The sequence below is a fragment of the Candidatus Desulfosporosinus nitrosoreducens genome, assembly GCF_030954495.1.
GTDB lineage: Bacteria > Bacillota > Desulfitobacteriia > Desulfitobacteriales > Desulfitobacteriaceae > Desulfosporosinus > Desulfosporosinus nitrosoreducens.
Genome location: NZ_JAVHUW010000030.1, coordinates 24,689 through 46,833, shown reverse-complemented (window position 1 = coordinate 46,833; position 22,145 = coordinate 24,689). Strand labels below are relative to the sequence as shown.

At 42.6% G+C, this 22,145-nt stretch carries 25 protein-coding genes; 13 read left to right on the top strand and 12 right to left on the bottom strand.

The genetic code is table 11. The annotated features are described in order from the left end of the window. Positions 1 to 18 precede the first annotated feature (18 nt). Complete coding sequence (locus REC12_RS04590) at positions 19 to 657, top strand: HAD family hydrolase (protein WP_308892638.1); 639 nt, start codon at positions 19 to 21, stop codon at positions 655 to 657. Between the two features lie 129 nt (positions 658 to 786). On the opposite strand, the gene REC12_RS04585 is transcribed toward REC12_RS04590, so the two are convergent. After that, positions 787 to 1,128 carry an MGMT family protein gene (locus tag REC12_RS04585; RefSeq protein WP_308892637.1) on the bottom strand — a complete coding sequence of 114 codons (342 nt, stop codon included), beginning with the start codon at positions 1,126 to 1,128 and terminating at the stop codon, positions 787 to 789. Between the two features lie 213 nt (positions 1,129 to 1,341). Here REC12_RS04585 and REC12_RS04580 point away from each other — a divergent pair, with 213 nt between their 5' ends. The 6 genes from REC12_RS04580 (at position 1,342) to REC12_RS04555 (ending at position 8,080) form a co-directional block, all read left to right on the top strand. Next, on the top strand, positions 1,342 to 1,869 hold the full coding sequence (locus tag REC12_RS04580; RefSeq protein ID WP_308892636.1) for a YehS family protein: 528 nt from the start codon (positions 1,342 to 1,344) through the stop codon (positions 1,867 to 1,869). A 224-nt stretch (positions 1,870 to 2,093) separates the two neighbouring features. Next, positions 2,094 to 2,678 (top strand): nitroreductase family protein, encoded by a 585-nt coding sequence (locus REC12_RS04575; protein ID WP_308892635.1) that lies wholly within the window; start codon positions 2,094 to 2,096, stop codon positions 2,676 to 2,678. Positions 2,679 to 2,842: 164 nt separating this feature from the next. Then, positions 2,843 to 3,601, top strand: coding sequence for a prolyl oligopeptidase family serine peptidase (locus REC12_RS04570; protein ID WP_308892634.1), 759 nt, complete (start codon positions 2,843 to 2,845; stop codon positions 3,599 to 3,601). A gap of 83 nt (positions 3,602 to 3,684) precedes the next feature. Next, entirely contained in the window at positions 3,685 to 4,308 is a 624-nt protein-coding gene (locus tag REC12_RS04565; RefSeq protein ID WP_308892633.1) for an RraA family protein, read from the top strand. A gap of 437 nt (positions 4,309 to 4,745) precedes the next feature. Next, positions 4,746 to 5,372, top strand: coding sequence for a TetR/AcrR family transcriptional regulator (locus tag REC12_RS04560; RefSeq protein ID WP_308892632.1), 627 nt, complete (start codon positions 4,746 to 4,748; stop codon positions 5,370 to 5,372). A 38-nt stretch (positions 5,373 to 5,410) separates the two neighbouring features. Then, on the top strand, positions 5,411 to 8,080 hold the full coding sequence (locus REC12_RS04555; RefSeq protein ID WP_308892631.1) for a PEP/pyruvate-binding domain-containing protein: 2,670 nt from the start codon (positions 5,411 to 5,413) through the stop codon (positions 8,078 to 8,080). 158 nt (positions 8,081 to 8,238) lie between these two features. On the opposite strand, the gene REC12_RS04550 is transcribed toward REC12_RS04555, so the two are convergent. From REC12_RS04550 to REC12_RS04525, 6 genes are all read right to left on the bottom strand, one after another. Beyond that, entirely contained in the window at positions 8,239 to 9,000 is a 762-nt protein-coding gene (locus REC12_RS04550; RefSeq protein ID WP_308892630.1) for an SDR family oxidoreductase, read from the bottom strand. A gap of 165 nt (positions 9,001 to 9,165) precedes the next feature. Continuing rightward, positions 9,166 to 9,804 carry a TetR/AcrR family transcriptional regulator gene (locus REC12_RS04545; RefSeq protein ID WP_308892629.1) on the bottom strand — a complete coding sequence of 213 codons (639 nt, stop codon included), beginning with the start codon at positions 9,802 to 9,804 and terminating at the stop codon, positions 9,166 to 9,168. A gap of 323 nt (positions 9,805 to 10,127) precedes the next feature. Further along, positions 10,128 to 11,000, bottom strand: a complete 873-nt coding sequence (locus REC12_RS04540) for a hypothetical protein (RefSeq protein WP_308892628.1) — start codon at positions 10,998 to 11,000, stop codon at positions 10,128 to 10,130. A gap of 44 nt (positions 11,001 to 11,044) precedes the next feature. Then, positions 11,045 to 12,490 (bottom strand): HAMP domain-containing sensor histidine kinase, encoded by a 1,446-nt coding sequence (locus REC12_RS04535; protein ID WP_308892627.1) that lies wholly within the window; start codon positions 12,488 to 12,490, stop codon positions 11,045 to 11,047. Beyond that, positions 12,487 to 13,143, bottom strand: coding sequence for a response regulator transcription factor (locus REC12_RS04530; protein ID WP_308892626.1), 657 nt, complete (start codon positions 13,141 to 13,143; stop codon positions 12,487 to 12,489). Before REC12_RS04530 ends, REC12_RS04535 begins: the two co-directional genes overlap by 4 nt. Before the next feature lie 178 nt (positions 13,144 to 13,321). Further along, the gene (locus REC12_RS04525) at positions 13,322 to 13,900 is read right to left on the bottom strand and encodes a Uma2 family endonuclease (RefSeq protein ID WP_308892625.1); all 579 of its coding nucleotides are present in this window, start codon (positions 13,898 to 13,900) and stop codon (positions 13,322 to 13,324) included. A gap of 164 nt (positions 13,901 to 14,064) precedes the next feature. On the opposite strand from REC12_RS04525, the gene REC12_RS04520 reads away from it, so the two are divergent. Beyond that, entirely contained in the window at positions 14,065 to 14,217 is a 153-nt protein-coding gene (locus REC12_RS04520) for a hypothetical protein (RefSeq protein ID WP_308892624.1), read from the top strand. A 39-nt stretch (positions 14,218 to 14,256) separates the two neighbouring features. On the opposite strand, the gene REC12_RS04515 is transcribed toward REC12_RS04520, so the two are convergent. The 5 genes from REC12_RS04515 to REC12_RS04495 all read right to left on the bottom strand — a co-directional run bounded on the left by REC12_RS04515 (position 14,257) and on the right by REC12_RS04495 (position 17,722). Continuing rightward, positions 14,257 to 14,646 carry a response regulator gene (locus REC12_RS04515; RefSeq protein ID WP_308892623.1) on the bottom strand — a complete coding sequence of 130 codons (390 nt, stop codon included), beginning with the start codon at positions 14,644 to 14,646 and terminating at the stop codon, positions 14,257 to 14,259. A 15-nt stretch (positions 14,647 to 14,661) separates the two neighbouring features. Then, the gene (locus REC12_RS04510) at positions 14,662 to 15,045 is read right to left on the bottom strand and encodes a response regulator (RefSeq protein ID WP_308892622.1); all 384 of its coding nucleotides are present in this window, start codon (positions 15,043 to 15,045) and stop codon (positions 14,662 to 14,664) included. A 22-nt stretch (positions 15,046 to 15,067) separates the two neighbouring features. Continuing rightward, a complete protein-coding gene (locus REC12_RS04505) occupies positions 15,068 to 16,660 on the bottom strand; it encodes an ATP-binding protein (protein WP_308892621.1) in 1,593 nt (530 codons plus the stop codon). 409 nt (positions 16,661 to 17,069) lie between these two features. Next, the gene (locus REC12_RS04500; protein WP_308892620.1) at positions 17,070 to 17,366 is read right to left on the bottom strand and encodes a response regulator transcription factor; all 297 of its coding nucleotides are present in this window, start codon (positions 17,364 to 17,366) and stop codon (positions 17,070 to 17,072) included. Further along, a complete protein-coding gene (locus tag REC12_RS04495) occupies positions 17,360 to 17,722 on the bottom strand; it encodes a hypothetical protein (protein WP_308892619.1) in 363 nt (120 codons plus the stop codon). Before REC12_RS04495 ends, REC12_RS04500 begins: the two co-directional genes overlap by 7 nt. 392 nt (positions 17,723 to 18,114) lie before the next feature. Here REC12_RS04495 and REC12_RS04490 point away from each other — a divergent pair, with 392 nt between their 5' ends. From REC12_RS04490 to idi, 5 genes are all read left to right on the top strand, one after another. Beyond that, the gene (locus REC12_RS04490; RefSeq protein ID WP_308892618.1) at positions 18,115 to 19,599 is read left to right on the top strand and encodes a UbiD family decarboxylase; all 1,485 of its coding nucleotides are present in this window, start codon (positions 18,115 to 18,117) and stop codon (positions 19,597 to 19,599) included. A gap of 151 nt (positions 19,600 to 19,750) precedes the next feature. Beyond that, the gene (locus REC12_RS04485; RefSeq protein ID WP_374214172.1) at positions 19,751 to 20,476 is read left to right on the top strand and encodes a DUF554 domain-containing protein; all 726 of its coding nucleotides are present in this window, start codon (positions 19,751 to 19,753) and stop codon (positions 20,474 to 20,476) included. Between the two features lie 115 nt (positions 20,477 to 20,591). Next, positions 20,592 to 21,188, top strand: a complete 597-nt coding sequence (locus REC12_RS04480; RefSeq protein WP_308892617.1) for a UbiX family flavin prenyltransferase — start codon at positions 20,592 to 20,594, stop codon at positions 21,186 to 21,188. A 27-nt stretch (positions 21,189 to 21,215) separates the two neighbouring features. Next, on the top strand, positions 21,216 to 21,596 hold the full coding sequence (lpdD, locus tag REC12_RS04475; RefSeq protein WP_308892616.1) for a prenylated flavin chaperone LpdD: 381 nt from the start codon (positions 21,216 to 21,218) through the stop codon (positions 21,594 to 21,596). A 17-nt stretch (positions 21,597 to 21,613) separates the two neighbouring features. Further along, positions 21,614 to 22,126, top strand: coding sequence for an isopentenyl-diphosphate Delta-isomerase (idi, locus tag REC12_RS04470; protein ID WP_308892615.1), 513 nt, complete (start codon positions 21,614 to 21,616; stop codon positions 22,124 to 22,126). The last annotated feature ends 19 nt before the right edge of the window (positions 22,127 to 22,145 follow it).

The window sequence follows — 22,145 nt, the reverse complement described above, 5'->3', positions numbered from 1 at the left end:
AGTAAAGGTGTAAATAGCATGGGGAAGTTTAAACTTGTTTGTTTTGATTTGGACGATACACTGATTAGAGAAATCCATTCCGTTATGTTGCCTTGTATTTTAAACGGGAAAGAAAAAGAGCAATCTCTCATTCAAGAACAGGAAGACAAAGGCATCCTTAACTATAAATCAGCGGATTACCTTAGAGCAGAATTACTTTTAGGTCTTGAAGAATGTAAAATTGCTCAATCTTTTTTAAAGATTGCAAAGCCTTTAAAGAATATTAAGAGTGTTGTTAAGGCATTGCATGAACAGGATATTAAATGCCTTGTTATTACTGTTGGCCCAAAGCAAGTAGCCAAGGTTGTATGTAATATTTGGGGATTTGATCATTACTATGGCAGTGATTACGAAGTAGTTGAAGGAGTATTTACCGGAAAAATTCTTAATTACATTGGAGCTGAAGAAAAAATCTCGTGTTTACAAGATTTTTGTAAACATAACAGCATAAAACCTGAAGAATGTATTGCCGTGGGTGATGGCTTAACAGACATTCCGGTTTTTGGATACTGCGGAAAATCTATCGCTATCAATAGTCCATTAAAAGTTCGGGAGAGTTCGATGCATGCAGTTGATACGGACGATCTAAAGGATATTCTTAAATATATAGTGGTATAATCCTAAAATTTGTTATGAGGACGTATAATCAACCTGTCTGTACTTTGGACATTAAGTGTGGCAGCTCATTAGTTACTTGACTTATACTTAGACTTGCGAGGGGCTAGAGATGTAACAAGCCTGGAAGCTTTAAAGAGAAGAGTCGTCTGATTCATGAAAAGGTACAAGTTGTGCAAAGTCCCACAGGTACTTTTTTAAATCCACGCAGCCGTTTTCTTTTAAAGGAATACCTTCGCCGGCCAGGAGTTGTTTTTGCTCTGTCCATCCCGGGACTAAGCGGCCCTGGTGATTTACAACCCGATGGCAGGGAAGAGCGGGAAAATCCGGAGCATGATGCAGGGCCTGTCCCACCATTCTTGAACATTGCGGGTAACCTGTTAAAAAGGCAATCAATCCGTAGGTTGCCACTTTACCGCAAGGGATTTCCCTGACGATCCCATAAACTTTATTGGAGAAATCTTTCTTATTCAATCTTAAATCACCTAGCCAATCTTATTAAACCAGTTTGGATATCTATAGTTTACTCCAGTCACTGCCTGATGGGATATTGCCGCGTTCGTTGGGAAGGGTAACTTTAAGAACCCTTAACGCCGGTAAACCTGTGCGGCAGTGGTGGGACGCTGTCCCGCTAACCTATTCATGCTATAATAGAGTGGTTTTAAGAAGGATTGAGGAGGATTGCAAATGGACAATAATGACATCCTGATCAGATTAAGATATGCCCTCAACATAAGAAACACGGAAATGGTGGAAATATTTAAGCTTGGCGGTCTTGAGCTGACGGAGGAAATGGTGGGAAAGCTGCTTATAAAATCAAAAGATACTTACCGTCGTCTCACTGAAACCGGCGATCCCAATGAGACAGAGGGCGAAAATGAGAGGATACGATGCAAAAACAGTATGCTGGAGTCCTTTCTAAATGGTCTTATTACATATAAGAGAGGACAGCAGGATACCAAACCGGAGACGCCTGAAGGGCCGACACTTAAAAATAATGAAAACCCCAATAATATGTTGCTTAAGAAATTAAAAATAGCTCTCTCCCTCACCAGTGAAGATATCATAAATATCTTCGCGGAAACGGGAATCAACGTAACAAAAGGGGAGTTGAGCGCCCTGTTGCGCAAGGAAGGCCATAAAAATTATAAAGAGTGCGGCGATAAGTACGCCAGAAATTTCTTAAAAGGATTAACTAAAAAGTACAGGGGATAAGACTTTACCTGATATGCTAAGAGACTTTTCATTGAGGCGGAAGCATCCGTTACCAAAAACTATAACATGGTTCAATTGTCTTTAAAAGGCGCGAGCATCAGCCAAACCCGAACCGGCAGTAACTCTATTCCCGGATAATCAGTCTCTTGTTAGTGATATAATGAGTGAAAGCAGTGTCTTGCTTGAACCGGATGTTTTAGATTTTGGGGACAGGAGGAGACGTCATGATTCATAATGAAGTGCTTGACTGTATTCGTTCGCGGAGAAGTACACGTCATTTTCAGGAACAGCAGATTAAAGAGGAAGAGTTGGAAATCCTGCTGGAAGCCGCTATATGGGCGCCTAGCGGAGGCAACAGTCAAAGCTGGCTGTTTACCGCGGTTCAGAACCCGCAAGCTCTGGCCAAAATCAACGAATTGCTGAAAGCGGGATTTCAGCACTGGATTCCAGATGACGACTATCCCGGCAAGCTTGGTGCCAAAGCTTTGGCGCAAAAAGAAGACTGTCATTTTTTCCACCATGCACCAACGCTCATCATTGCTTCCAATCGCCCCAATTACGAAAATGCTATGGCCGACTGTGCCCTGGCCCTGGAGAACCTTTTCTTAGCGGCAAACTCCTTGGGATTAGGCAGTTGTTATATTAATCAGCTGCATTGGCTGCGCAATGATCCCGGGCTGCGTGATTATCTTTTGGAATTGGGAATTCCCAGAGAACATACTATCTGCTCTTCGGCAGTCGTTGGGTATATTGCCAAGGAATCCGGTGTTCCGCCGCGCAAAGAGGGTACCAGGCGTATTATCAAGTAAGTATGAATAAACTTTTCGTTGACCATTCAGGAAATCTCTGTCCGGAATGGTCTTTTCCTTATGATCTTTAGAAGGAATCAAGTCACCGGTAAAGAATTCTTTTAAAGGCTTGCAACAAGGTGTAAAAAAGAGCTGTCTTGCCAGGACATTGGAGGAGAATGGAAATGAGGATTCCTGAAACTGTCAGGGTTTTGAATCTGCGTTTAAAAGGCATTCCTTGCTTTGTGGTCTCAGACCGCAGCGCAGGTGAAGCTCTAAAAACCATAATTTATTACCACGGTTGGTCTTCCACCAAGGAGAATACCTATCTTTTTTCATCAATTCTGGCTCATTGGAGATATCGGGTTATAATTCCGGAAGTTATATATCACGGAGAAAGGGGAACTTTAGATTATAATGATCCGGGGGTTATAGGAGAGTATTTTTGGACAACCGTTGTCCAAAGTGTAGATGAATTTAAGGGACTCCTTGAAGCGGTCATTGATCATTTTAATTTGGACCCGCGGGCTATTGCGGTTGCGGGAAATTCCATGGGGGCCTTCATTGCTTCCGGGGCTTTTTCATTGAACAAAAACGTCGGAACCCTTGTAAGCATCAACGGGTCCTGCGCGTGGAAAAAAGCCGGAGAGGTTTTCCAGGTTGCCGATTTATTAGGATCAGATAAAATACTCAAGATAATAGAACAATATGATCCAATCGGAGATATTGCTTCTCTCGCGAGCCGGCCAATGCTTTTAATACACGGCAGTGCAGATACAACGGTTCCCATCGAGTGTCAGCGCTTTTTCTATGAACAGTTGGTCTCATATTGCGGCCAACAGCCTCCCAACGTTAAGTTTGTGGAGGTTCAGAACCTGAACCACCAAATAACTTTGGGCGTAATGGAAGAAATTATTGATTGGCTGGAAGTATTTTTGAAGTAAGCGGCAATTTCAGGAACGACAGGCCGTGCTTTTAAAATTGTTGCGTGGTGGAGGCAGGAGATAATCTAGAGTTTGGAGGAATTATGATGAGTGAAATAATGAGTCAATTTAAGGAAGTCCCGACAACTTGCATTTCGGATGCCCTGAAGGGCTTAAATACGATGGATTTTTCCCTTAAACCGCTGCAAGAACATTATAAAATTGCGGGCAGGGCCTTTACTGTTAAAATGCCCCCAGGGGAAAATCTTGCTGTATTACGGGCCATCCGGGAAGCAAGGCCGGGAGAAATTTTAGTCATTGACGCCCAAGGAGATACCTGTCGGGCCATAGCGGGAGATTTCATAATTGGCATGGCCCAAACAATGGGACTGGCCGGAATTGTAGTCGATGGGGCAATTCGAGATATTCTGGGCATTAAAGCTTTGGATTTCCCGGTTTTCTGCAAAGGAACGACCGTAGCGGCTGGCAGCAAGCATGCCCGGGGCGAGATTGATGTCCCTATCTCCTGTGGCGGAACAGTGGTTTGTCCTGGAGACCTTATTGTCGGTGATGTCGATGGCGTTGTAGTCATTCCTCAGGCTTGTGAGGAAGAGATCCTAAAAAAATCCCTGGACAAACTTATTAAGGACCAGGAACGCTCGGAACGGATTTCGGGCAATCCGGATAACGTCAGAAAGTACCTGGATGATTTAATTGACGATCATTAAATCCCCCGGGTGATGGCTGGTGAAAGGTTAATAGTAATTTAGGGACTAAAATAGGCTCAGCGGTACAAACCGCTGGGCCTATTATTGCGCCTGAAAATGAGGTTCTGCTCATTTGATACTATCCTAAGTGCATCTTAAAAGTCAGTAGACCCGAAAGGCAGCTTCTCCTGTAGGAGTAAAAAATTTTATGAAAAGACGGTACAGCCCACAAAACTTTCGTAGAGAAGGGTAGCCACTAAGTTTAAAACTAAGGATTGATAAAAGCCCTCGGTGTTTCTCTTTTTCCGCTTGCAGGCTGATTTTGATGGTAGAAACTAAGCAAAGTGGTCTTGACATTCCGGGGGTAAAGAAAGATAATATAATTACACATTGTGTAATTATATAATATGTGTAATTACACAATATTAACTAGGGGTGCAGACCCGGGAGGCGCAGTGATGGAATCAAAGGATGTATCGGCAGAAGGCAGGACGGAAAGAAAGAAGAAAGAAACAAGGCAGAAAATCGTTAACGTAGCGCTGGATTTATTTCAACGCCAGGGGTTCGGCAACACAACGATGGAGCAGATAGCTGAAGAAACTGATATCGCCAGGAAAACTTTGTACAATCACTTCTCTGTCAAGGAAGCTATCGTTGATGAATATGTCAAGGGTATTTCCCGGCAGGGTGCCCATGAGACTTTAGAAACATTGCGAAGTCTGCCTAATACAAGACTGCGCTTACAGTATACCTTTGACAAATTATATGAATGGGTGGAAATAAACCCGGAGATTATTGGAATTTCCCTGGGCTACCGCCTGAAAAACATGTATCAGGGGGCAGGCTACAGTGGCGGCGGGAGTCAGAGCCTGATTGAGGAGATTATCAGGTTAGGCCGGCAAGCAGGTGAAATTAGACAGGATATCCCGGCCAAACTGCTGGTGAAACAGTTAGATACTCTCAGAATGACTGTGGTACTGGATTGGTTGAATGATACGTCAGGTTTAGAGCTGCGCAAAGAAATGGCTAAGCTGGTCGACCTGTTTTTGACCGGAGCCATGGCTCGGGAAGATGGCTCAAACTAATAATTCGCTTGAGGGAAAATGAGGAAGAGGTGGTTCTTATGATGAAACCCGCAGGAAGCTACTTTCTAACCTGGGATGAGGCCCTGCAGTCCGGAGTGCAGCAAGTTGGCGGCAAAGGCTGGAATTTGGGACGACTGGCTCAGTATGGATTTAAGATTCCCTTGGGAGGAGTCCTTACTACCCTGGCCTATGAGGAATTTATCAGGCACAACGGCTTAAAGGCTGAGGTTGAGAGCATTTCGCAATCTGTGACAGCCGCAAACATCGACGAGGCTGCTAATCAGGAGAGATTAAGACGGCTAAGGGAAATGATCGGGCGGGGCTCCCTGCCGGAGCCAATCAGAGAAGAATTAAGAACGACGCTTCTCACCTGGGACATCCTTAAAAAACCGGTGGCCGTGAGATCTTCCGCCGCGGCCGAAGATTCGGTCCGAGCATCCTTTGCGGGTATCCATGAATCCTTTCTCAATGTCTGTGGCTTGGATAACATAGTGGCATCTGTGCAAGGATGCTATGCTTCCCTTTGGTCGAATCAGGCGGTGGTCTATCGCCGGAAACTAAACATCAGTGACGCTGAGGTAGTTCCCGGAGTGGTAGTCATGGAAATGGTGGATGCTCAGGCCGCCGGAGTGGGATTTACCTGCGACCCTCAGACAGGACGCCGGGACCTGCTGGTCATTAACGCCAATTTCGGTCTGGGTGAAAGCGTTGTTACAGGCGCCATTGAGCCTGACACATACTATCTCGACTCCGGTCCCTGGAGCGCGCTACCCTGGTTGATTGAACGGAAAGCCGGGCGAAAGGAAGGAGTGACGCGCCTTAAGGAGGGTGGAGGAACTCAATTTGTACGGACCGCGGAATATTCTGCCCGCCGGGTGCTGTCTGATGAGAATCTTGAAAGGTTGGGGCTGCTTCTTTTAAGAGTTTTCGAAGCTCTGGGGGATTGCGACCAGCACCAGGATGTGGAATGGGTTTTTGATGGCCGGGATTTTATTCTGGTCCAGGCCAGGCCGGTTACAGCCTTACCCCGGAGGACGTTTGCCGCCTTAACGAACCATTCCGATATCTGGTCCAACGGCAACTACAGGGATGCCGTGCCCATGGTTCTGTCCCCCCTCAGCCGTCGTTTGGCGATTAATACAATCGACGCAATTCTTAAATACAATTTCTCGGAAGTCGGCTATCAGCTGCCGGAAGGGTTACAGTTCTCCAGATTTTTCAACGGCCGGCTTTATTGTAATCTATCGGCACTGCAATGGGCCATGTTTGATGCCGTGGGCTTATTGCCCAGTGGCTTTAATAGGGGGTTTGGAGGGCATCAGCCGGAAATTGAAATAAAGGACCCCCAACCCTTTAAAGGATTGAGGGGGAAGAAACGGTTATGGCGGGGAATAAGGTACGCCATGACAGTTAAGCAGGCTGTTAAAAGGGCCGGCAAAACCAGGGCAGGTGTCTTATCCTCCCTGGAGAGTCTGACGGAAAAAGAATTCAGTCACTTGAGCGATTCGGAGTTTATTCGTTTATATGATGAATTCGGCCGGCTGCAATTTGAATTTGCCCGGGAATTTACCTATTTAAGCGCCGCGGCTTCTTTACCCATGGGAAAACTATTAAACGTTCTAACTAAATATTTTGCCGGCAAGGCTCCTATAGTATTCAATGCTTTAATGGTAGGGGGGACGGCGGGTATAACCAGTGCGGATCACGGCTACCGGCTTGTCGAGCTGGCTGAGATTGCCCGTCAGGATAATGAAGCCGCGCGCATTATTGCCGACCCGTCTTTTGATCCGGTTCAGTGGCAGGAGGAGTTGCCTGAAGGGTCAGCGTTCAAAAAGGCATTTCGGGAGTTTATCAAAGAATATGGGCACCGGGCAGTCTACGAGCTGGATATGATCAACCCGCGCTGGAGGGAGGACCCTTCCTATCTGTTCGGCATTATACGCAGTACTGTGGATACCGCTGATCTTGGCAAGTTGAAAGCTGGGCAAAAAGAAAAGTTTGAACAGGCCTGGTTGGAAATCAAGAATAAAGTACCTGCCAACAAGCATTCGGCGATCAAGAAGCTAATTGCTGAAGTCCAGGAAGGAGCGGCCGTCAAAGAAGAGACTAAATCAGTCGAAGCGTTGGTGATAGGGGCATTTAGGCTGGTAGCTCAGGAGTTGGGTTCCCGTTTTTGTACACGGGCTATGATTGCAGAACAAAATGACATTTACTTCTGTACCTGGCCAGAACTGGTTGCGATCTTAAGGGGAGAATGGGATGGCCAGGGGCTTCGGGGGCTGATCACTGAACGAAAAGCTTTGATGCGTGAAAGGAACGCCATTGCCCCGCCGGATCTGATCATGGACGATGTTCCTAAGTACTCAGAACCTGCCGCCAGAGCTTCGGGAAATTTCCTGACAGGCATGCCGGTTGCCGCAGGCAGGGCCTCCGGTCTAGCGCGGCTGCTCAGCCATCCGGATGAAGGAAACAGGCTGCAGCCGGGTGAGGTACTGGTAGCGCCTTCCACTGATCCCGGCTGGACCCCGCTGTTTTTAAAAGCCAGTGCGGTAATCGTGGAAACGGGAGGTTTTTTGTCCCATGGGGCTATTGTAGCCCGGGAATACGGGATTCCCGCTGTAGTGAACATTCCCGGCGTCATGCAAGTCATTAAAGAGGGAATGCAGGTTGAAGTTGACGGATACCAGGGGAAAATATTCCTTCATTAAAAAATAACAGGTATCCTGGACATGAAGCTGCCGGGCTTGGCCTCAGACTCTGCTTAGGAGGATTTTAAGCATGTCGATTTAATAATTTAAGGGGCGTTTTGTCGGAAACAGCAAACAAAACGTCCCTTAGATGTCTTATCCTAGTCCATAACTGCACATTAAAGTAAAGTTAAACCACCGTCTACTTGCAGAGAAACTCCGGTTATGAACGATGATGCGTTTGAACATAATCCTAAGATGGCTTGTGCTACTTCGTCGGGGTCTGCCAGTCGGCCGATAGGTTCGCGTGCAATTAACTGTTCTTCTACTCCTGGGTGCGAATTAATAATCGTTTCCAGCATAGGTGTTCTGATAAATCCCGGACACACTGCATTAATCCTGATATGCTGTTTAGCAAACTCCAAGGCAGAGGCTTTTGTCAACCCAACAACTCCATGCTTACTTGCTGTATAGGCCGCTGTCCCCGCACTTCCGATTAAACCAGCGGCAGATGATACATTGACGATTGCTCCGCTTTTTTGCTTTTGCATTTCCGGTAATTCATACTTCATGCAAAGCCATACACCTTTCAAGTTTATATCAATAACTCTATCCCATATCTCTTCAGTGTGGTCTATAGTACCTGCATGAGCGCCTTCAACTCCTGCGTTGTTTACGGCGAAATGCAAACTACCATATACTTTTATTGTATTCGAAATCATTTCCTCTACTTCTTTTGCAATTGTAACGTCGCACTTTACTGCTGTTGCCTCACCGCCCATGCTTTTGATCTGTGAAACAACTTCCTGGCACTTTTCAATTTGCAAATCTGCAACTGTCACTTTTGCTCCTTCATTAGCAAATGCCAGGGCGGTGGCACGGCCTATTCCAGATCCCGCACCGGTAATCAAGGCCACTTTATCGCCAAATCGATTGTTCATTTTTAGTTCCCCCTTTTTTATTGGTTATTTAACCAAACGTTTGTTGAATTAAAAATAAAAATTTTTAGCTAAGAATTTTTATAGCCATACTGCTACACTTTACAATTACTTATTATTAATAATAAGTTAACCAAGTTTAGTAAACTATTATTTAAAGATTTTTAGTTACCTCGACCATAATTCCACTGTAAAATCAATTATTTTTTGAGTATCTTGAAGATACGCCTGACTGTTAAAATTAGGCTCATACATAATCTGTTGCAAGGCAACTAACCCTATATGACACATAAATTGAGAAACGGCAATACCAAAATCCATTTTGCGAATTTGTCCTTCAGCAGCACGTTGTGATAAAAATTTAATCAAAGAACTAAGGAATTGCTGACCACCTAATGATAAAAGATTCCATTGCTCTTTGTTAATCAGATTTCTTTCTTGTATCATGATTTGAATAAATTCTTTATCTTTAACAAAGCGTTCGGACATTTTTTTTGCCAAAAGAAGCAAGGCTTCACTGAGTGACGTTTTATCATTAAATGCTTTTATAGATTGATCGATATCGTTTGCCCTTTCTTCTTCCACTTCTTGAATAATTGTGTGGAAGATTTCCAGCTTTCCACCGGGAAAATAATGATATGTTAATGCTTCGGACATTCCAACCTCTTTATTAATAGTTCGCATTGAAGTCGCATGATATCCGTTAGCCGCAAATAGTTTTTTTGCGGTTTCTAAAATCTGCTTTCTTCTTTCTTTGGCTTGAATATCACGGCTAGTCATTTTTTCTGTTAGCCTAACTTTAGGCACTATTGCCACCTCATTGTACTCAATAATTTAATAATATTAGACTGACTAAACGATCGGTTAGTAAAGATTAGCACACAATTTTAAGTATGTCAATGTCATGGGCTGAACACCGGTGAAGCTTGTTCAGCCCATGACATTGATCCCGGCGGCCTTTGGCCCGTTTGCAATCCCCTTGCAAACGGGCCCACTCCGACGCTGCTGCCCAGGGAGGAGTCCACCGGTGCCGCTGGGCTATTAATAAAAGCCATGCCTATATGTGGACTTGGCCACTATTAGGCATGGCTTTTATTTTATTTAAGGTGTTTTCAGACCTTTGGCAACCGTTAGCCTACACCATTCCCTGTTACCGGATGGTAATCCCAACTTCCATCGTAGCCATTCGGGAAGTATTGATAGGCAGCCGCTTCTTTGTTTTCGCCGGTTAAGCGAACGGCGAAAGCCGAGCCGTCAGATAAATTGCCAACAACCGTGACGCCGGTTTCCGGAGTTGCGGCAACAACCTTGCTGCCGGTTATGGAGACATTTTCCGGCAGCAATTTAGTGATATCCTCTTCAGCCGTATTTTTCCAGGCAGGGTCCTGCAGATTTTGACTGTTCTCCGGTGCATAAGCGAGATCGTACATATTGGCATCAAGCATTGTCCCGTTTACAGAGTTTACACTGGCGAGATACCGTTTGGAATTTTTATCTTCTTGGGGAGCATGGAAGATAACTGTCCAGTTGTCGGAGTTGGGCACAGAGTTGCGCGAAAAGCTTGCCTCGGCGGTATACCCTTTAAAATCCACTCCATAAGCCTTTTTTAGGATCGCAGCGGCATATGCGGCCGCCTGATTGGCGGAAATATCTTTTTCACCGGGAATAGTAGCGGCAATAATGGCCTTGTATTTTTCCTCAATCTGCTCAGGAGTGATGCCTTTGATCAGGCTTAGCTTGTCTTTAAGTGCTTTGGTTCGTTCTGCGCTGGGCGCACTGGTGGACAGATCGACAACTGAGTATTCGGCGGTGCCGTTGATGTTGGAGCTTTGAGACTGCTGAGCTTCTTTTGAGGCGGTTGCCGAGGAAACTACTTTTGAGGAGGCGTTTTCCGGTATGTTGTTATTGAGGGCATAAGCCATTGTGGAACTGCTGGCAATAATAATTGCGGCGGCCGCGCCAAAAATCCAGACTTTCCGTAGTTGCGGCATGATCTTAAACATTGGCAAAAACTCCTTTAAATTAATAGTTTGTAGCTACATGCTCATCATACATCCTCAGGTATCAGGAGGTTTTCAGGAAGCTGTAAAGGAGTTGTAAAAAGGACTTGTACCGTAGTTCCTTTTCCGGGATATGAACTGATTCTCAGTTCTCCGCCATGCAGCCTGGCAATCTCGCGGCAAAGGGATAATCCCAGACCGACGCCGCCTGAGCTCCTTGAACGTGCTTTATCCACTCTGTAAAAGGGTTCACAGACTAAAGCAGTTTGTTCGGCATCCATGCCGCAGCCTGAGTCTTTGACTTCGAGGATGGGGCAGGCGGCAAAGAAGGCTGAAAGGCTGATGGTTGAATTCTCCGCCGAAGCTTTTGCCGCGTTGTCGATAAGGTTCAGAAGCAGTGACTGCAGAAGATCGGAGTCTCCGATAAGGGTCTTTAAGCTGGAGTGGATAGCCAGCCGCTGGCCTTTCTCTTTTAATTTTGGTTCCGAGGCGGCGCCGACTTGAGTCAGCAAGGCGGAGGGGACTATCTCCTGAAGATCCGGCTTGCTGTTTCTTACCAGAGCTAAATCCAATAGCTTAAAGGCTAAGTTCTTCATTCTGTCAATTTCACGAATAATATGGCCGGTTGCTTTTATCCGGTTCTGCTCACTGGTATTGGCGCTCTGCAGATACTCGGCATAGCCGCGAATCGCCGTAAGCGGGGTTCTTAATTCATGGGCTAAATTATCGATAAGACGCTGCTTATCCTGGGCGTTTTTGTCGAGCTCGTTGATCTTTTCCTGGATGCTTAGAGCCATTTGATTGAAGTTTTCGGCCAGATCATGAAATTCGTCCTTGCTGGGTATGCAGATGCGCTCGTTATACACTCCGCCGGCAATCTTCCGCGTAGCTTTTTGCATGATTCTTATAGGATGCGTGAGCCTTCTCAGCAAGAGGACCAATACCAGGGCCAGTACTGTTTCGACCAGGGCACTGACGGTAATTAAGTAGCGGGTGAGCAGAGCGTGGGCGCTATATAATTCGGATAGGTCACGCACATAAGTAAAAGTATAGTCGCTGAACTGACCGCCGACATTTCCGGTGATAGATAGGTAGTGAATACCGTTGTTTTGCAGCACCTTCAGAGCATAGGCGTTCTTTGTCAGCCCTTCTGTGTTGAGATCGGCTTGGAAATTGGAAGGAATATTGGTGAATAGGATTGCGCCTGACTGTTTAAATTCAAAGAAGACGTTTTGCTGTTTATAGTAGTCGGCATATGAGCGCATGAGACTTGCGATGGATGCAGGCGCCGGCAAGGTTTGATCGCGGTAGTAAATACTGTTCATCGTCTCGGAAATGCCATTGATGATAAAGTGATATTCCCCTAATGACCGGTCCGTATCACGCCTCATATTCAGAGAGAAACTGTAATTGGAAGTCAGATATAGACAACTATTTATGGCAATTATGAAGACCACCAAAATCCCTAAAAAAGCTTTTTGCCAGAATTTCAAGCGTCCACCTCCAGGCGGTACCCTAATTTATAGACGGTCTTGATCCGGTTTTCCCAATTCAGTTTCTTGCGCAGTTTCTGAATGTGTACGTCCACTGTCCGTGTTTCTCCTAAATAGTCATAATTCCAGGCCAGTTTAAGCAGTTTTTCCCGCGAGAGCGCTATATTTTTGTTCCTGATCAGTATCTCCAACAGCTCGTATTCGCGCAGAGTAAGTTCAATTTCCTGACCGTTCACAGAGACGACCCTGCTTTCCAAATTAACCACCGTATCGTCCAGGGTAAACATGCTGGTTGAGCGATGGGAGCGCCGGAGCACCGCTTCAATGCGCGCCAGCAGTTCAATCGTTTCAAAGGGCTTTACGATATAATCGTCCGCCCCTAACTTAAGCCCTTTTACCCGGTCCGCAAGGTTGCCCAGGGCGGTGAGAAAAATTACGGGCGTATTTTCAGGGACATGCTCCATCAGGGCAAAGCCGTCGAGCCCCGGAAGCATGATATCCATAATGATCAGTGAATAGACAGTCTGCTTTAAATAATCAAGGGCCTCGCCGCCGTCAAAGGCCTGTTGGCTGGTATGCCCGACTAATTCCAGATTCATTGCAATCAGATCATTGATCGACTTTTCATCCTCGACGATGAGAATGTGTGCCATAAAACCACCTCAACTCTTATTTTAACATGCCCCTTAAGCCGGCAATGTAATAGAGTTGTAAATTCGGAGCGTTTCCGGCGGCTGCATGATCGTGGAACGAAACAAAACAAAATAGAAGAAAACAAACAAAAACAAAACCCCTCGAAAGTCCGGTTCGAGAGGTTTGCATCTGTTCGTATTAAGCAAAGACTTCAGGAAGTTCTATTGTGAGATCGTTAAATAGCCCCACTTTGACGGAATCTCTTTCAGTGTACACTTCCGGGCGGCTGTATTTGCCTTCCGTCGTAAGATTAAAGACGCACAAGGTATTTTCCTCCGGATAAACGATCCAGTACTCCTGAACCCCGACTTTTTCATAGAGAAGAAATTTGTCCTTCAAATCTTTTTGAAACGTTGAGGGTGAAGTAATTTCCACAACCAGGTCGGGGCTTCCCTGGCAGCCGCGCTGGTCTAATTTGGTTTTATCACATACTATAACAAGATCCGGCTGAACAACCGTTGAAGCTTGTTCAGCGCTCTCTGGAGGCTGGGGCAAACGGACATCGAAGGGGGCTGCATAAACCCTGCAGGTTTTTCCTTTTAAATAGTTGTTGAAGAGAGTAAGCAGTTGTCCGGAAATTTCCTGATGCCTGCGCGAAGGAGCCGGAGTCATATTATAAGGCCGTCCATTAAGCAGCTCCCAGCGCTCATTTTCGGGCCAGGTAAGGTAGTCTTGGTATGTGAACAATTGTTCAGAATGATGGGCACTTTCACTCAAGGGTTTAGCCTCCTTCGTAACAGTTATTCCCTTTTGGATAAGGTTAGCACATCGTTTTGCTTGGGACAAGGGCCGGACTTGGTTATTTTTGCCATAACTTGTCGTTTTTCTGGACCTTATTTAGATTTTGTTCTTAATCGCTAATGTAGTCTAGAGGAAATGAATTGTTTTTTAAGGCCGATGAGGTTATCTATCAGATTTTTGAGGAGGCCGGATTTACTCTCAAGGTTACGTTTGAGGGGAAAAGATTGGAATGGTTTGCCGGACTGGTTGCTGCCAAGCTGGGAATAGTCCTTATTTCAACGTCAGGGATTTAACAAAGTACATTGAGCAAAGCTGATTTCATAATGAGTAAGTTATTTATTCTCCTGAATTAAAAACAAGTTATTAATAATCATTAATAATTCAGAGCTGTCAAATGGTTTACTTAACATGAAATTGACTCCGGATTGATAGGCTCTGAGCTTATTTTGCCGGTCATAAAAGGCGCTTAAAACGATAATGGGGATATGTTTTGTATCTGGGTTTTGTCTAATATATTGAGCTACCATAAAACCATTTTGTTCTGGCAGTCGCAAATCAAGTAAAACTATGTCTGCTTTTTCTTGATTAATTCTTTGTTCTGCAGCGAGTCCGGTGATCTCACAGATTACTGTGTAGCCATGAGCAGTTAAGAGGTCAAATAACAATTTAGAACTATTAGGATCGTCTTCTACTACAAGTATGCTAGTATCGTTGTTCTTCATATCTTTTGCTCCACATTAGTTATTTTTGAGAAATGACAAAAGCTGTTTAGGTAATGTTCTGGTATTAATAGGCTTTACAATATAACCTGCACATCCCGCCTCAAAAGCATCTTCTTTAACTTGTTCTATGGCATGAGCAGATAAAGCGATTATAGGAATATCTTTAGTTTTATTGTTTCGTTTAAGTTTTTCTGTCAGAATCAGACCATTTGCACCGATCAAAGAAATATCCATAAGGATCAAATCGGGGCAATGAGTATCTATTTCTTGCATGGCAGTGGCTTCATCATTGGCTTGTCTTACTTCAAAACCATGGATATTAAGAAGATCTGAGATGAGACACATATTAGAAGGACTATCTTCTATGACCAGGACAACAACTTGCCGATTGTTTATCATTGCTTTGTTATCCCCCTTAAAACTATTTGTAAGGCACATATATCGTAACGTTTGTACCGTTTCCTTCTGAACTTCTAAGTTCAATTTTACCGTTGTGCAATTCAATTAGTCTCTTAGAAAGTGGCAATCCTAATCCAGCACCCTCATATTTTTTCTCGTAAAGGGTTTCTCCTTGATAAAAGTCATCAAATACAAAATCGATATCTTTTTTCTTAATTCCAATGCCTGTGTCTGTTACGGATATCTGAATGTAATCTGGCAACGTATTGACTTCCAGGTCTATTTGACCATTCGAAGGTGTAAATTTAACTGCATTTGAGAGGATATTATACAGAACCTGCTTGATACGGGTAGGATCAATTGAAATGTTTGGAATATTAGGTGGTAAATGAGAAAGTATTAAAATATTTTGACTGTCAGCCTCATTTTTTATAATATTTAAAACAGAAGCGATTAGTTCTGACAAATTAATACTCTGTTTATAGATAGTAATTTTATTTTGTTCAATTAGAGATAGGTCAAGGATGTCATTAATTAATTTTAATAAATGATGCGCACTGTCGAGTTGGATTTGAACGTATTCTTTTTGTTTTTCGTTTAGAGGACCATACAGTTCATCATAGAGCATCTCTGAGAAACCAATAATGGAATTGAGAGGAGTACGTAATTCATGACTCGTATTGAGCAGAAACTTTGTCTTATGATTATTAAGAGTTTTTAAATTAGTAATAGCATTTTTAAGTTCCATGGTTTTTTCTTGAACCTTGGCCTCTAAAGTTGTATTGGCTTCTTGAAGCTTATCGGTCAACCATTGGAGTTCGTTCCGTTCTATTTCTAACTCATTTAAATATCGTAAGATCTCTTGTTTCTGTTTATAAAGTGAATTTGACATGCGGCTAAAGCATAATTGGAGATCTTTAATTTCCCTGATATCAGGAGGTTCAAGGTTATTAATAATCGAAAGATGTTCGTCTGAGATCGTCTCGGCTTCATAAATCTGTTTAGCAATTTGAGAGAGCCGAATAATTGGGGCCGCTCCTTTTTTAGACTCGATTGCACTGATACCTAAAACGATAGCTAAACAAAGAAGAGCGGAGATACTAATGTATATCATAGTATCTTCTTTTATACGGTCCAGGCCCTGGGAGGGCTGGCCAATTGTCAAGGCCCCGATAACGTTTCCTTGGAGATTATAAATTGGGTCAGATACTACTAAATGATCAAGATCTTTAGCAAGTTTATTTTGCCCGTAATATCTTTTACCCTGTTTGATGGTTTCAATTTGCTTTGGCTGTTGGAGCATTCCGATATAACTAGGATTAGTCTCACTGGAAATATTGCCGGAAATGCGAATGCCGTTGCAACTAATATCAGAATAGGAATTGGGGATTTTAGTCGAAATATTGTGCGCTATCGAGTTATCGTTGTTGAGAAGATGAGCAGCAATAATTGCTCCTGCGGTTTTATTATCTCGTTTATAAGGAACAGCTGTTACTTGAAATAATGCTAAATAATCTTTTTCAGTTAAAGTATTGTTGGTTGGGGTTGCCTTTTCCACCAGTTTTGGATTGTACGTTTCCAGTTGAACTAAGGATACACTTTCGTTCCCAGTCACTATGTTATCGTTTTTTCAGCTATTTTGAACGGAATTTAAGAAAACAGGCAGCATAGTGGAATCAGATTTGCCATTGGAAATTAGGATATTTCCCTTATTATCCGTGATAATCCAGATATCAAAGGAAGAATTGCTTTCTAAAATGTCTGCTGCTTGGTTATTAGTTATAACTTGAGATTCTAATTCGTTCTCGAGTAATTTAAGGTTGGCTGTACTTTGCCGAAAGTAATCGTCATATTCCTCCCAGGTTAGGGCAAGGGACCGGTCTAATATACTGGTAATACTGGAATCTAATCTGGTAAAAATTATTTTTGTGGCAAATGAAATAAAAAGGATAAGGAAGAGAATTAATAAAAAGCTAAAAGACTTAAGCCATTTAAAGTAAATTGAACTTGGTTGAAGATGCTTGTTATTTTTGAACATTGTTATCTCCAGATATTAATCCGTTTTTAACTGCATAAATACTAGCTTCTGTTCGGTTAACCAGTCCTAGTTTTTTAAAAATATTAGCGACATGTGTTTTAACGGTACTTTGACTTATGCAAAGCTTGAAGGCAATATCCTTATTCGATAATCCGGAAACAATGAAGGATAGAATCTTTGTTTCTTGAAAAGTGAGACCAGCAGGTGACGTCAAATTAGCCTGTTTCTTAACCATAGGCGGAAACGTTGAGGCAAAAGGCAAGGAAAATATAGCTTTTAACAAATCGATACTCTTATAAGCTGAAATAAGTTTTCTGTACGCCCGGCTATCAGATAGAGAGGTCCATTATTTTTAATTGATGATTGCAAGATTGTAGAGTAAAGACCCTTTGGACAAGTACAGATGGAAATTTGCTTACCATTTGAAATTTGCTTAATTAGATTCATATAATAATCCAGACAATTGGCCTTAGAGGATTCAGCTTCATGGCATATTAAAGGTAAGCTTGAAGGCAATGTTATTTCTTTACAATAACTGTTGACTAATACTAGGCATATATTTAATTCTTTAGATAATAAATCCTGGGTCGATTGTATTTGGGCAAAAAAATCAGAATCCCATTCCGGGGTATTGACCATATAAACATCTCCCTTGTTTTGTAATATTTCGTTTTTTTCTCAAAGAATTCCTGCTTAAAATAACATAATTTATGCAAAGAAATTATGTTATTTTAAGAACTTTTAAGATATAGGTACTAGTACTTATAAAGGATTGACATAGTGGCTTAAGCCATTAGGTCAATCCTTTAGTTTGTTTAGTACTTTTTTAAATATCTTGACTGATTAAATTTTACAGTAATTAAAGTTAATATTAAGAAGAATTCACTTAGTGCATTTTAGCCATAGTTTAGTTTAAAGGAGGTGAATGGGAGGAGCTATTGAAGTCTAAGTACTATTTATTGCTATAAAATTTACGAAATGGCTAAAATTTTAAATGATTTTCATGAAAATTTTATGTTAGGAGGATTTTTATGCCAGACTTAAAAGTAAATGATTTAAGGTCGGCTCTGGGACTATTAAAGACAGTGCCGGGACAGTTGATTGAAACGAATGAACTTGTTGATCCCCATGCTGAAATATCAGGGGTTTATCGCTATGTTGGAGCTGGGGGAACTGTGAAGCGTCCTACGCAGATCGGACCAGCTATGGTTTTTAATAATATAAAAGGCCATGAAGACGCAAGAGTAGTTATTGGATTGTTAGCCAGCCGTAAAAGGGTAGCTATGTTGCTTGATACGACTCCGGAACGTCTTGGTTTTCTTTTAAATGATGCTGTCAAGAATCCGATTGCACCGGTAACGGTTCCCAAAGATAAGGCTTTATGTCAAGAGGTTGTTCATTATGCGGATGAACCGGGTTTTGATATTAGAAAATTAGTTCCTGCCCCGACGAATACGGAAGAAGATGCCGGGCCTTATATAACAATGGGCATGTGTTACGCTTCTGATCCGGAAACTGGCGAATCCGATATTACAATACATCGCTTATGCCTGCAAAGTAAAGATGAAATTTCGATGTATTTTGTGCCCGGAGCCCGTCACCTGGAAGTTTTCCGTAAAAAAGCGGAAGAAGCGGGCAAGCCTTTACCCATCTCTATTAGTATCGGTGTTGACCCTGCAATAGAAATTGCCGCCTGTTTTGAACCCCCCACAACTCCTCTAGGCTACAACGAATTAAGTGCTGCCGGAGGGATCAGAAAGCAAGCAGTGGAAATGGTTTCCTGTTTGACTATTAATGAACAAGCAATTGCCAACGCAGAGTATGTTATTGAAGGTGAGCTGCTTCCTAATGTGCGTGTTAGAGAGGACCAAAATACCAATACGGGAAAAGCTATGCCGGAATTCCCGGGATACACGGGTCCGGCTTACCCTGAATTGCCGGTGATTAAAGTAAAAGCAGTTACTCATCGCCATGACCCGATTATGCAAACCTGTATCGGACCGAGCGAAGAACATGTCCATATGGCTGGTATCCCTACGGAGGCAAGTATTTTGCAAATGGTTGAAAAAGCAATGCCGGGGCGTTTATTAAACGTCTATGCGCATTCAGCAGGCGGCGGTAAATACATGGCTGTCCTGCAATTTAAAAAAAGCCAACCCAGTGATGAAGGACGTCAAAGACAAGCCGCGCTTTTGGCATTCTCCGCTTTTTCTGAGCTGAAACATGTCATTTTAGTTGATGAAGATGTAGACCTATTTGATAGTAATGACGTATTGTGGGCCATGAATACACGTTATCAAGGTGATATTGATACCGTTTTTATTCCCCGCGTACGTTGCCATCCGTTAGATCCTTCGCAAAATCCTGCCTATAATCCTGCACTTCTTGATCGGGGTATTTCCTGTAAGGTGATTTTTGACTGCACGGTACCCTATCATCTCAAAGATCGCTTCGAAAGAGCTAAATTCAAAGAAGTAGACCCTAGTCGCTTTGCACCGGAACTATTTAAGCAATAGTTTGTGCAAATTTTAAAAGAAAGCAGAAGTTGGAGTATTCACAGCCAGTCAGGTCAGGACTTCGTTTATCAAGGTTGAGAACTTGGCTGGCTTTCATACAACTAATTTTAAGTGATTAATTATTTGATAAAAGCGGATGAGGTGGATTAAAATGCAAATGCCTATCGGAGTTATCGTTAATAGTTTGGCTGTACTCATTGGCGGGTTCTTTGGTGCAGTATTAGGGGATAAGATTCCGGAGCGATTGCGGGTCGCTTTGCCCTTAACATTTGGTGCTGCGTCTATGGGAATGGGAATTGTTTATATTGTAAAAATGAATACCTTGCCCGCAGTAGTATTCGCTTTAGTGCTTGGTGCGGCTATTGGTGAACTCATTAAGTTTGAAAAAGGAATTGCGTGGTGTGCAGTTCGTGTCCAAAAGCCGATTTCAAGAATCTTTAAAAATTCGGGAAGCATTAAGGACGAAAAAGAATTTATTCAACAATTTGTGGCAATTTTAATTTTGTTTAGTGCAAGTGGTACAGGAATCTTTGGTGCCTTAAAAGAAGGAATGAACGCAGACCATTCAGTTTTACTTGCCAAATCAATTTTAGACTTCTTTACGGCAGGAATCTTTGCCACAGGCCTTGGATACATCGTTTCTACTGTAGCCGTTCCTCAATTTGTAATTTTCATGACCTTGTTCTTCAGCGCTTCGGCTATTCTTCCCATGACGACACCGGCGATGGTTGCTGACTTTACTGCTTTAGGGGGTATGATTATGTTGGCAACCGGACTACGTATAAGTGGGATTAAAGCTTTTCCAATAGCTAATATGCTGCCGGGCTTAATCCTTGTTATGCCAATATCACATCTTTGGACAACATTCATTCATTAAAACGTAATCAGACAATACCGGTAATGACGGTGATAATTGAATTCATCTCCGTCATTATCGCTTTTGCAGGGCTTAAGAATAGTACCAAAAATCCAGTTAAAAAAGGGTGAGAAGGATGGAAAATAGAACTAAGTCTGAAGGCAACAGGCGGCTGGTCATAGGTATGAGTGGAGCAAGTGGGGCAATATTAGGCATAGAACTCTTAAAAGTCCTTAAAACAATTCCTGAATGGGAAAGTCATTTAGTCATATCAAAAGGGGCTGAAGAAACAATTCGCCTGGAGACTGACTATTCTTTGGATGATGTCAGGAGTCTGGCCGATAAAGTTTATAGCATCAAAGATATTGGGGCGACTATCGCCAGCGGCACTTTTAAAACAGAAGGAATGATCATTATACCTTGCAGTATGAAAACTGTTGCAGGTATTGCCGGCGGCTACTCGGATAACCTGCTTCTTAGAGCCGCAGATGTTATAATTAAAGAAAGAAGAAAATTAGTGATTATCGCTCGGGAATCTCCTTTCAGTCAAATTCATTTAAAAAATATGTTATATTTAGATCAATTGGGGGCAACGATTATGCCGCCAATGGTTACTTATTACAACAATCCTAATGACCTGAATGACATGAATAGACACATCATTGGCAAAATTCTTGATAAACTTGGCATTGAAATTGTCGGCTTTAAAAGATGGGGTGAAACAGTTATTTAGGCTGTCATGGCCCTTAGAGGAGGTAACATGTATAATCTTCATGAAAGTCAAGGCAGAGTACAAATTAACATGATAGCCGTAACAATCGGAGATGATCTGTGTGTCATAATCTCCGGGGGCGATAAACCTCATATTGGCTGTGTAACTTTAAGTGCACCAAGGCCTAGTTTATCTGATCCTGATAAGCAAAGTGCCACAACGTCGGTTTTGAATTTGTTAGGTCATAAAGATGATGAGCCAGCTAAGTTTGTTTCCCACGAGCTTTCCTCTCACCTGGGTAAAAATGTGGTTGTAACCTGTGGTATTCATCTTGATAATATAACAGTTGAAGAGATTAAAAACGTTATGAAGATCATTACAAAACTGACAAACCTTCTGATCGCAAAGGTGATGGAGAATCAAATCTAAACAGGTGGTACTAAAAAATGATCGAATATATCACTGCAGTGGATATTAATGATCGGGTTATAAGTCAAGTCGAAAAAATGGAAGCTCATTTTAAAGGTGTGTTGCACAGGGCTTTTTCGATATTTATTTTTAATTCCAGCAAACAATTATTACTTCAGAAAAGAAATAAGGATAAATATCATTCCGGGGGACTTTGGACCAATACTTGCTGCGGTCATCCAAGATATGGAGAGACGCTTACCGATGCCATCCACAGAAGGTTAGGGGAAGAGATGGGAGTATCCTGCGAACTGAAGGAATTGTTTAGCTTTTTGTATCAAGTCGGCTTTGAAAATAAGCTCATAGAAAATGAATATGATCATATTTTTATTGGAACGTATAATGGGATATGTTGTCCAAATTTTAATGAAGTTGAAGAATATAAATGGGTTAATGTTAATGAAATTAAATTGGAAATGGCGATTAGTCCACAAAACTATACCTATTGGTTTCGATGCTTATTTGATAAAGTTATTGATGAAACATTTTAGAAATCATAGTGAAGGGGGA

What these genes read in the sequence shown, in the direction of transcription:
- REC12_RS04560 (WP_308892632.1), top strand. Translation starts at nt 4,746, where the DNA reads ATGGAATCAAAGGATGTATCGGCAGAAGGCAGGACGGAAAGAAAGAAG.
- REC12_RS04510 (WP_308892622.1), bottom strand. Translation starts at nt 15,045, where the DNA reads ATGATAAACAATCGGCAAGTTGTTGTCCTGGTCATAGAAGATAGTCCT.
- REC12_RS04565 (WP_308892633.1), top strand. Translation starts at nt 3,685, where the DNA reads ATGATGAGTGAAATAATGAGTCAATTTAAGGAAGTCCCGACAACTTGC.
- REC12_RS04575 (WP_308892635.1), top strand. Translation starts at nt 2,094, where the DNA reads ATGATTCATAATGAAGTGCTTGACTGTATTCGTTCGCGGAGAAGTACA.
- REC12_RS04540 (WP_308892628.1), bottom strand. Translation starts at nt 11,000, where the DNA reads ATGTTTAAGATCATGCCGCAACTACGGAAAGTCTGGATTTTTGGCGCG.
- REC12_RS04555 (WP_308892631.1), top strand. Translation starts at nt 5,411, where the DNA reads ATGATGAAACCCGCAGGAAGCTACTTTCTAACCTGGGATGAGGCCCTG.
- idi (WP_308892615.1), top strand. Translation starts at nt 21,614, where the DNA reads ATGATCGAATATATCACTGCAGTGGATATTAATGATCGGGTTATAAGT.
- REC12_RS04515 (WP_308892623.1), bottom strand. Translation starts at nt 14,646, where the DNA reads ATGAAGAACAACGATACTAGCATACTTGTAGTAGAAGACGATCCTAAT.
- REC12_RS04490 (WP_308892618.1), top strand. Translation starts at nt 18,115, where the DNA reads ATGCCAGACTTAAAAGTAAATGATTTAAGGTCGGCTCTGGGACTATTA.
- REC12_RS04495 (WP_308892619.1), bottom strand. Translation starts at nt 17,722, where the DNA reads ATGGTCAATACCCCGGAATGGGATTCTGATTTTTTTGCCCAAATACAA.
- REC12_RS04550 (WP_308892630.1), bottom strand. Translation starts at nt 9,000, where the DNA reads ATGAACAATCGATTTGGCGATAAAGTGGCCTTGATTACCGGTGCGGGA.
- REC12_RS04480 (WP_308892617.1), top strand. Translation starts at nt 20,592, where the DNA reads ATGGAAAATAGAACTAAGTCTGAAGGCAACAGGCGGCTGGTCATAGGT.
- REC12_RS04530 (WP_308892626.1), bottom strand. Translation starts at nt 13,143, where the DNA reads ATGGCACACATTCTCATCGTCGAGGATGAAAAGTCGATCAATGATCTG.
- REC12_RS04580 (WP_308892636.1), top strand. Translation starts at nt 1,342, where the DNA reads ATGGACAATAATGACATCCTGATCAGATTAAGATATGCCCTCAACATA.
- REC12_RS04570 (WP_308892634.1), top strand. Translation starts at nt 2,843, where the DNA reads ATGAGGATTCCTGAAACTGTCAGGGTTTTGAATCTGCGTTTAAAAGGC.
- lpdD (WP_308892616.1), top strand. Translation starts at nt 21,216, where the DNA reads ATGTATAATCTTCATGAAAGTCAAGGCAGAGTACAAATTAACATGATA.
- REC12_RS04590 (WP_308892638.1), top strand. Translation starts at nt 19, where the DNA reads ATGGGGAAGTTTAAACTTGTTTGTTTTGATTTGGACGATACACTGATT.
- REC12_RS04485 (WP_374214172.1), top strand. Translation starts at nt 19,751, where the DNA reads ATGCAAATGCCTATCGGAGTTATCGTTAATAGTTTGGCTGTACTCATT.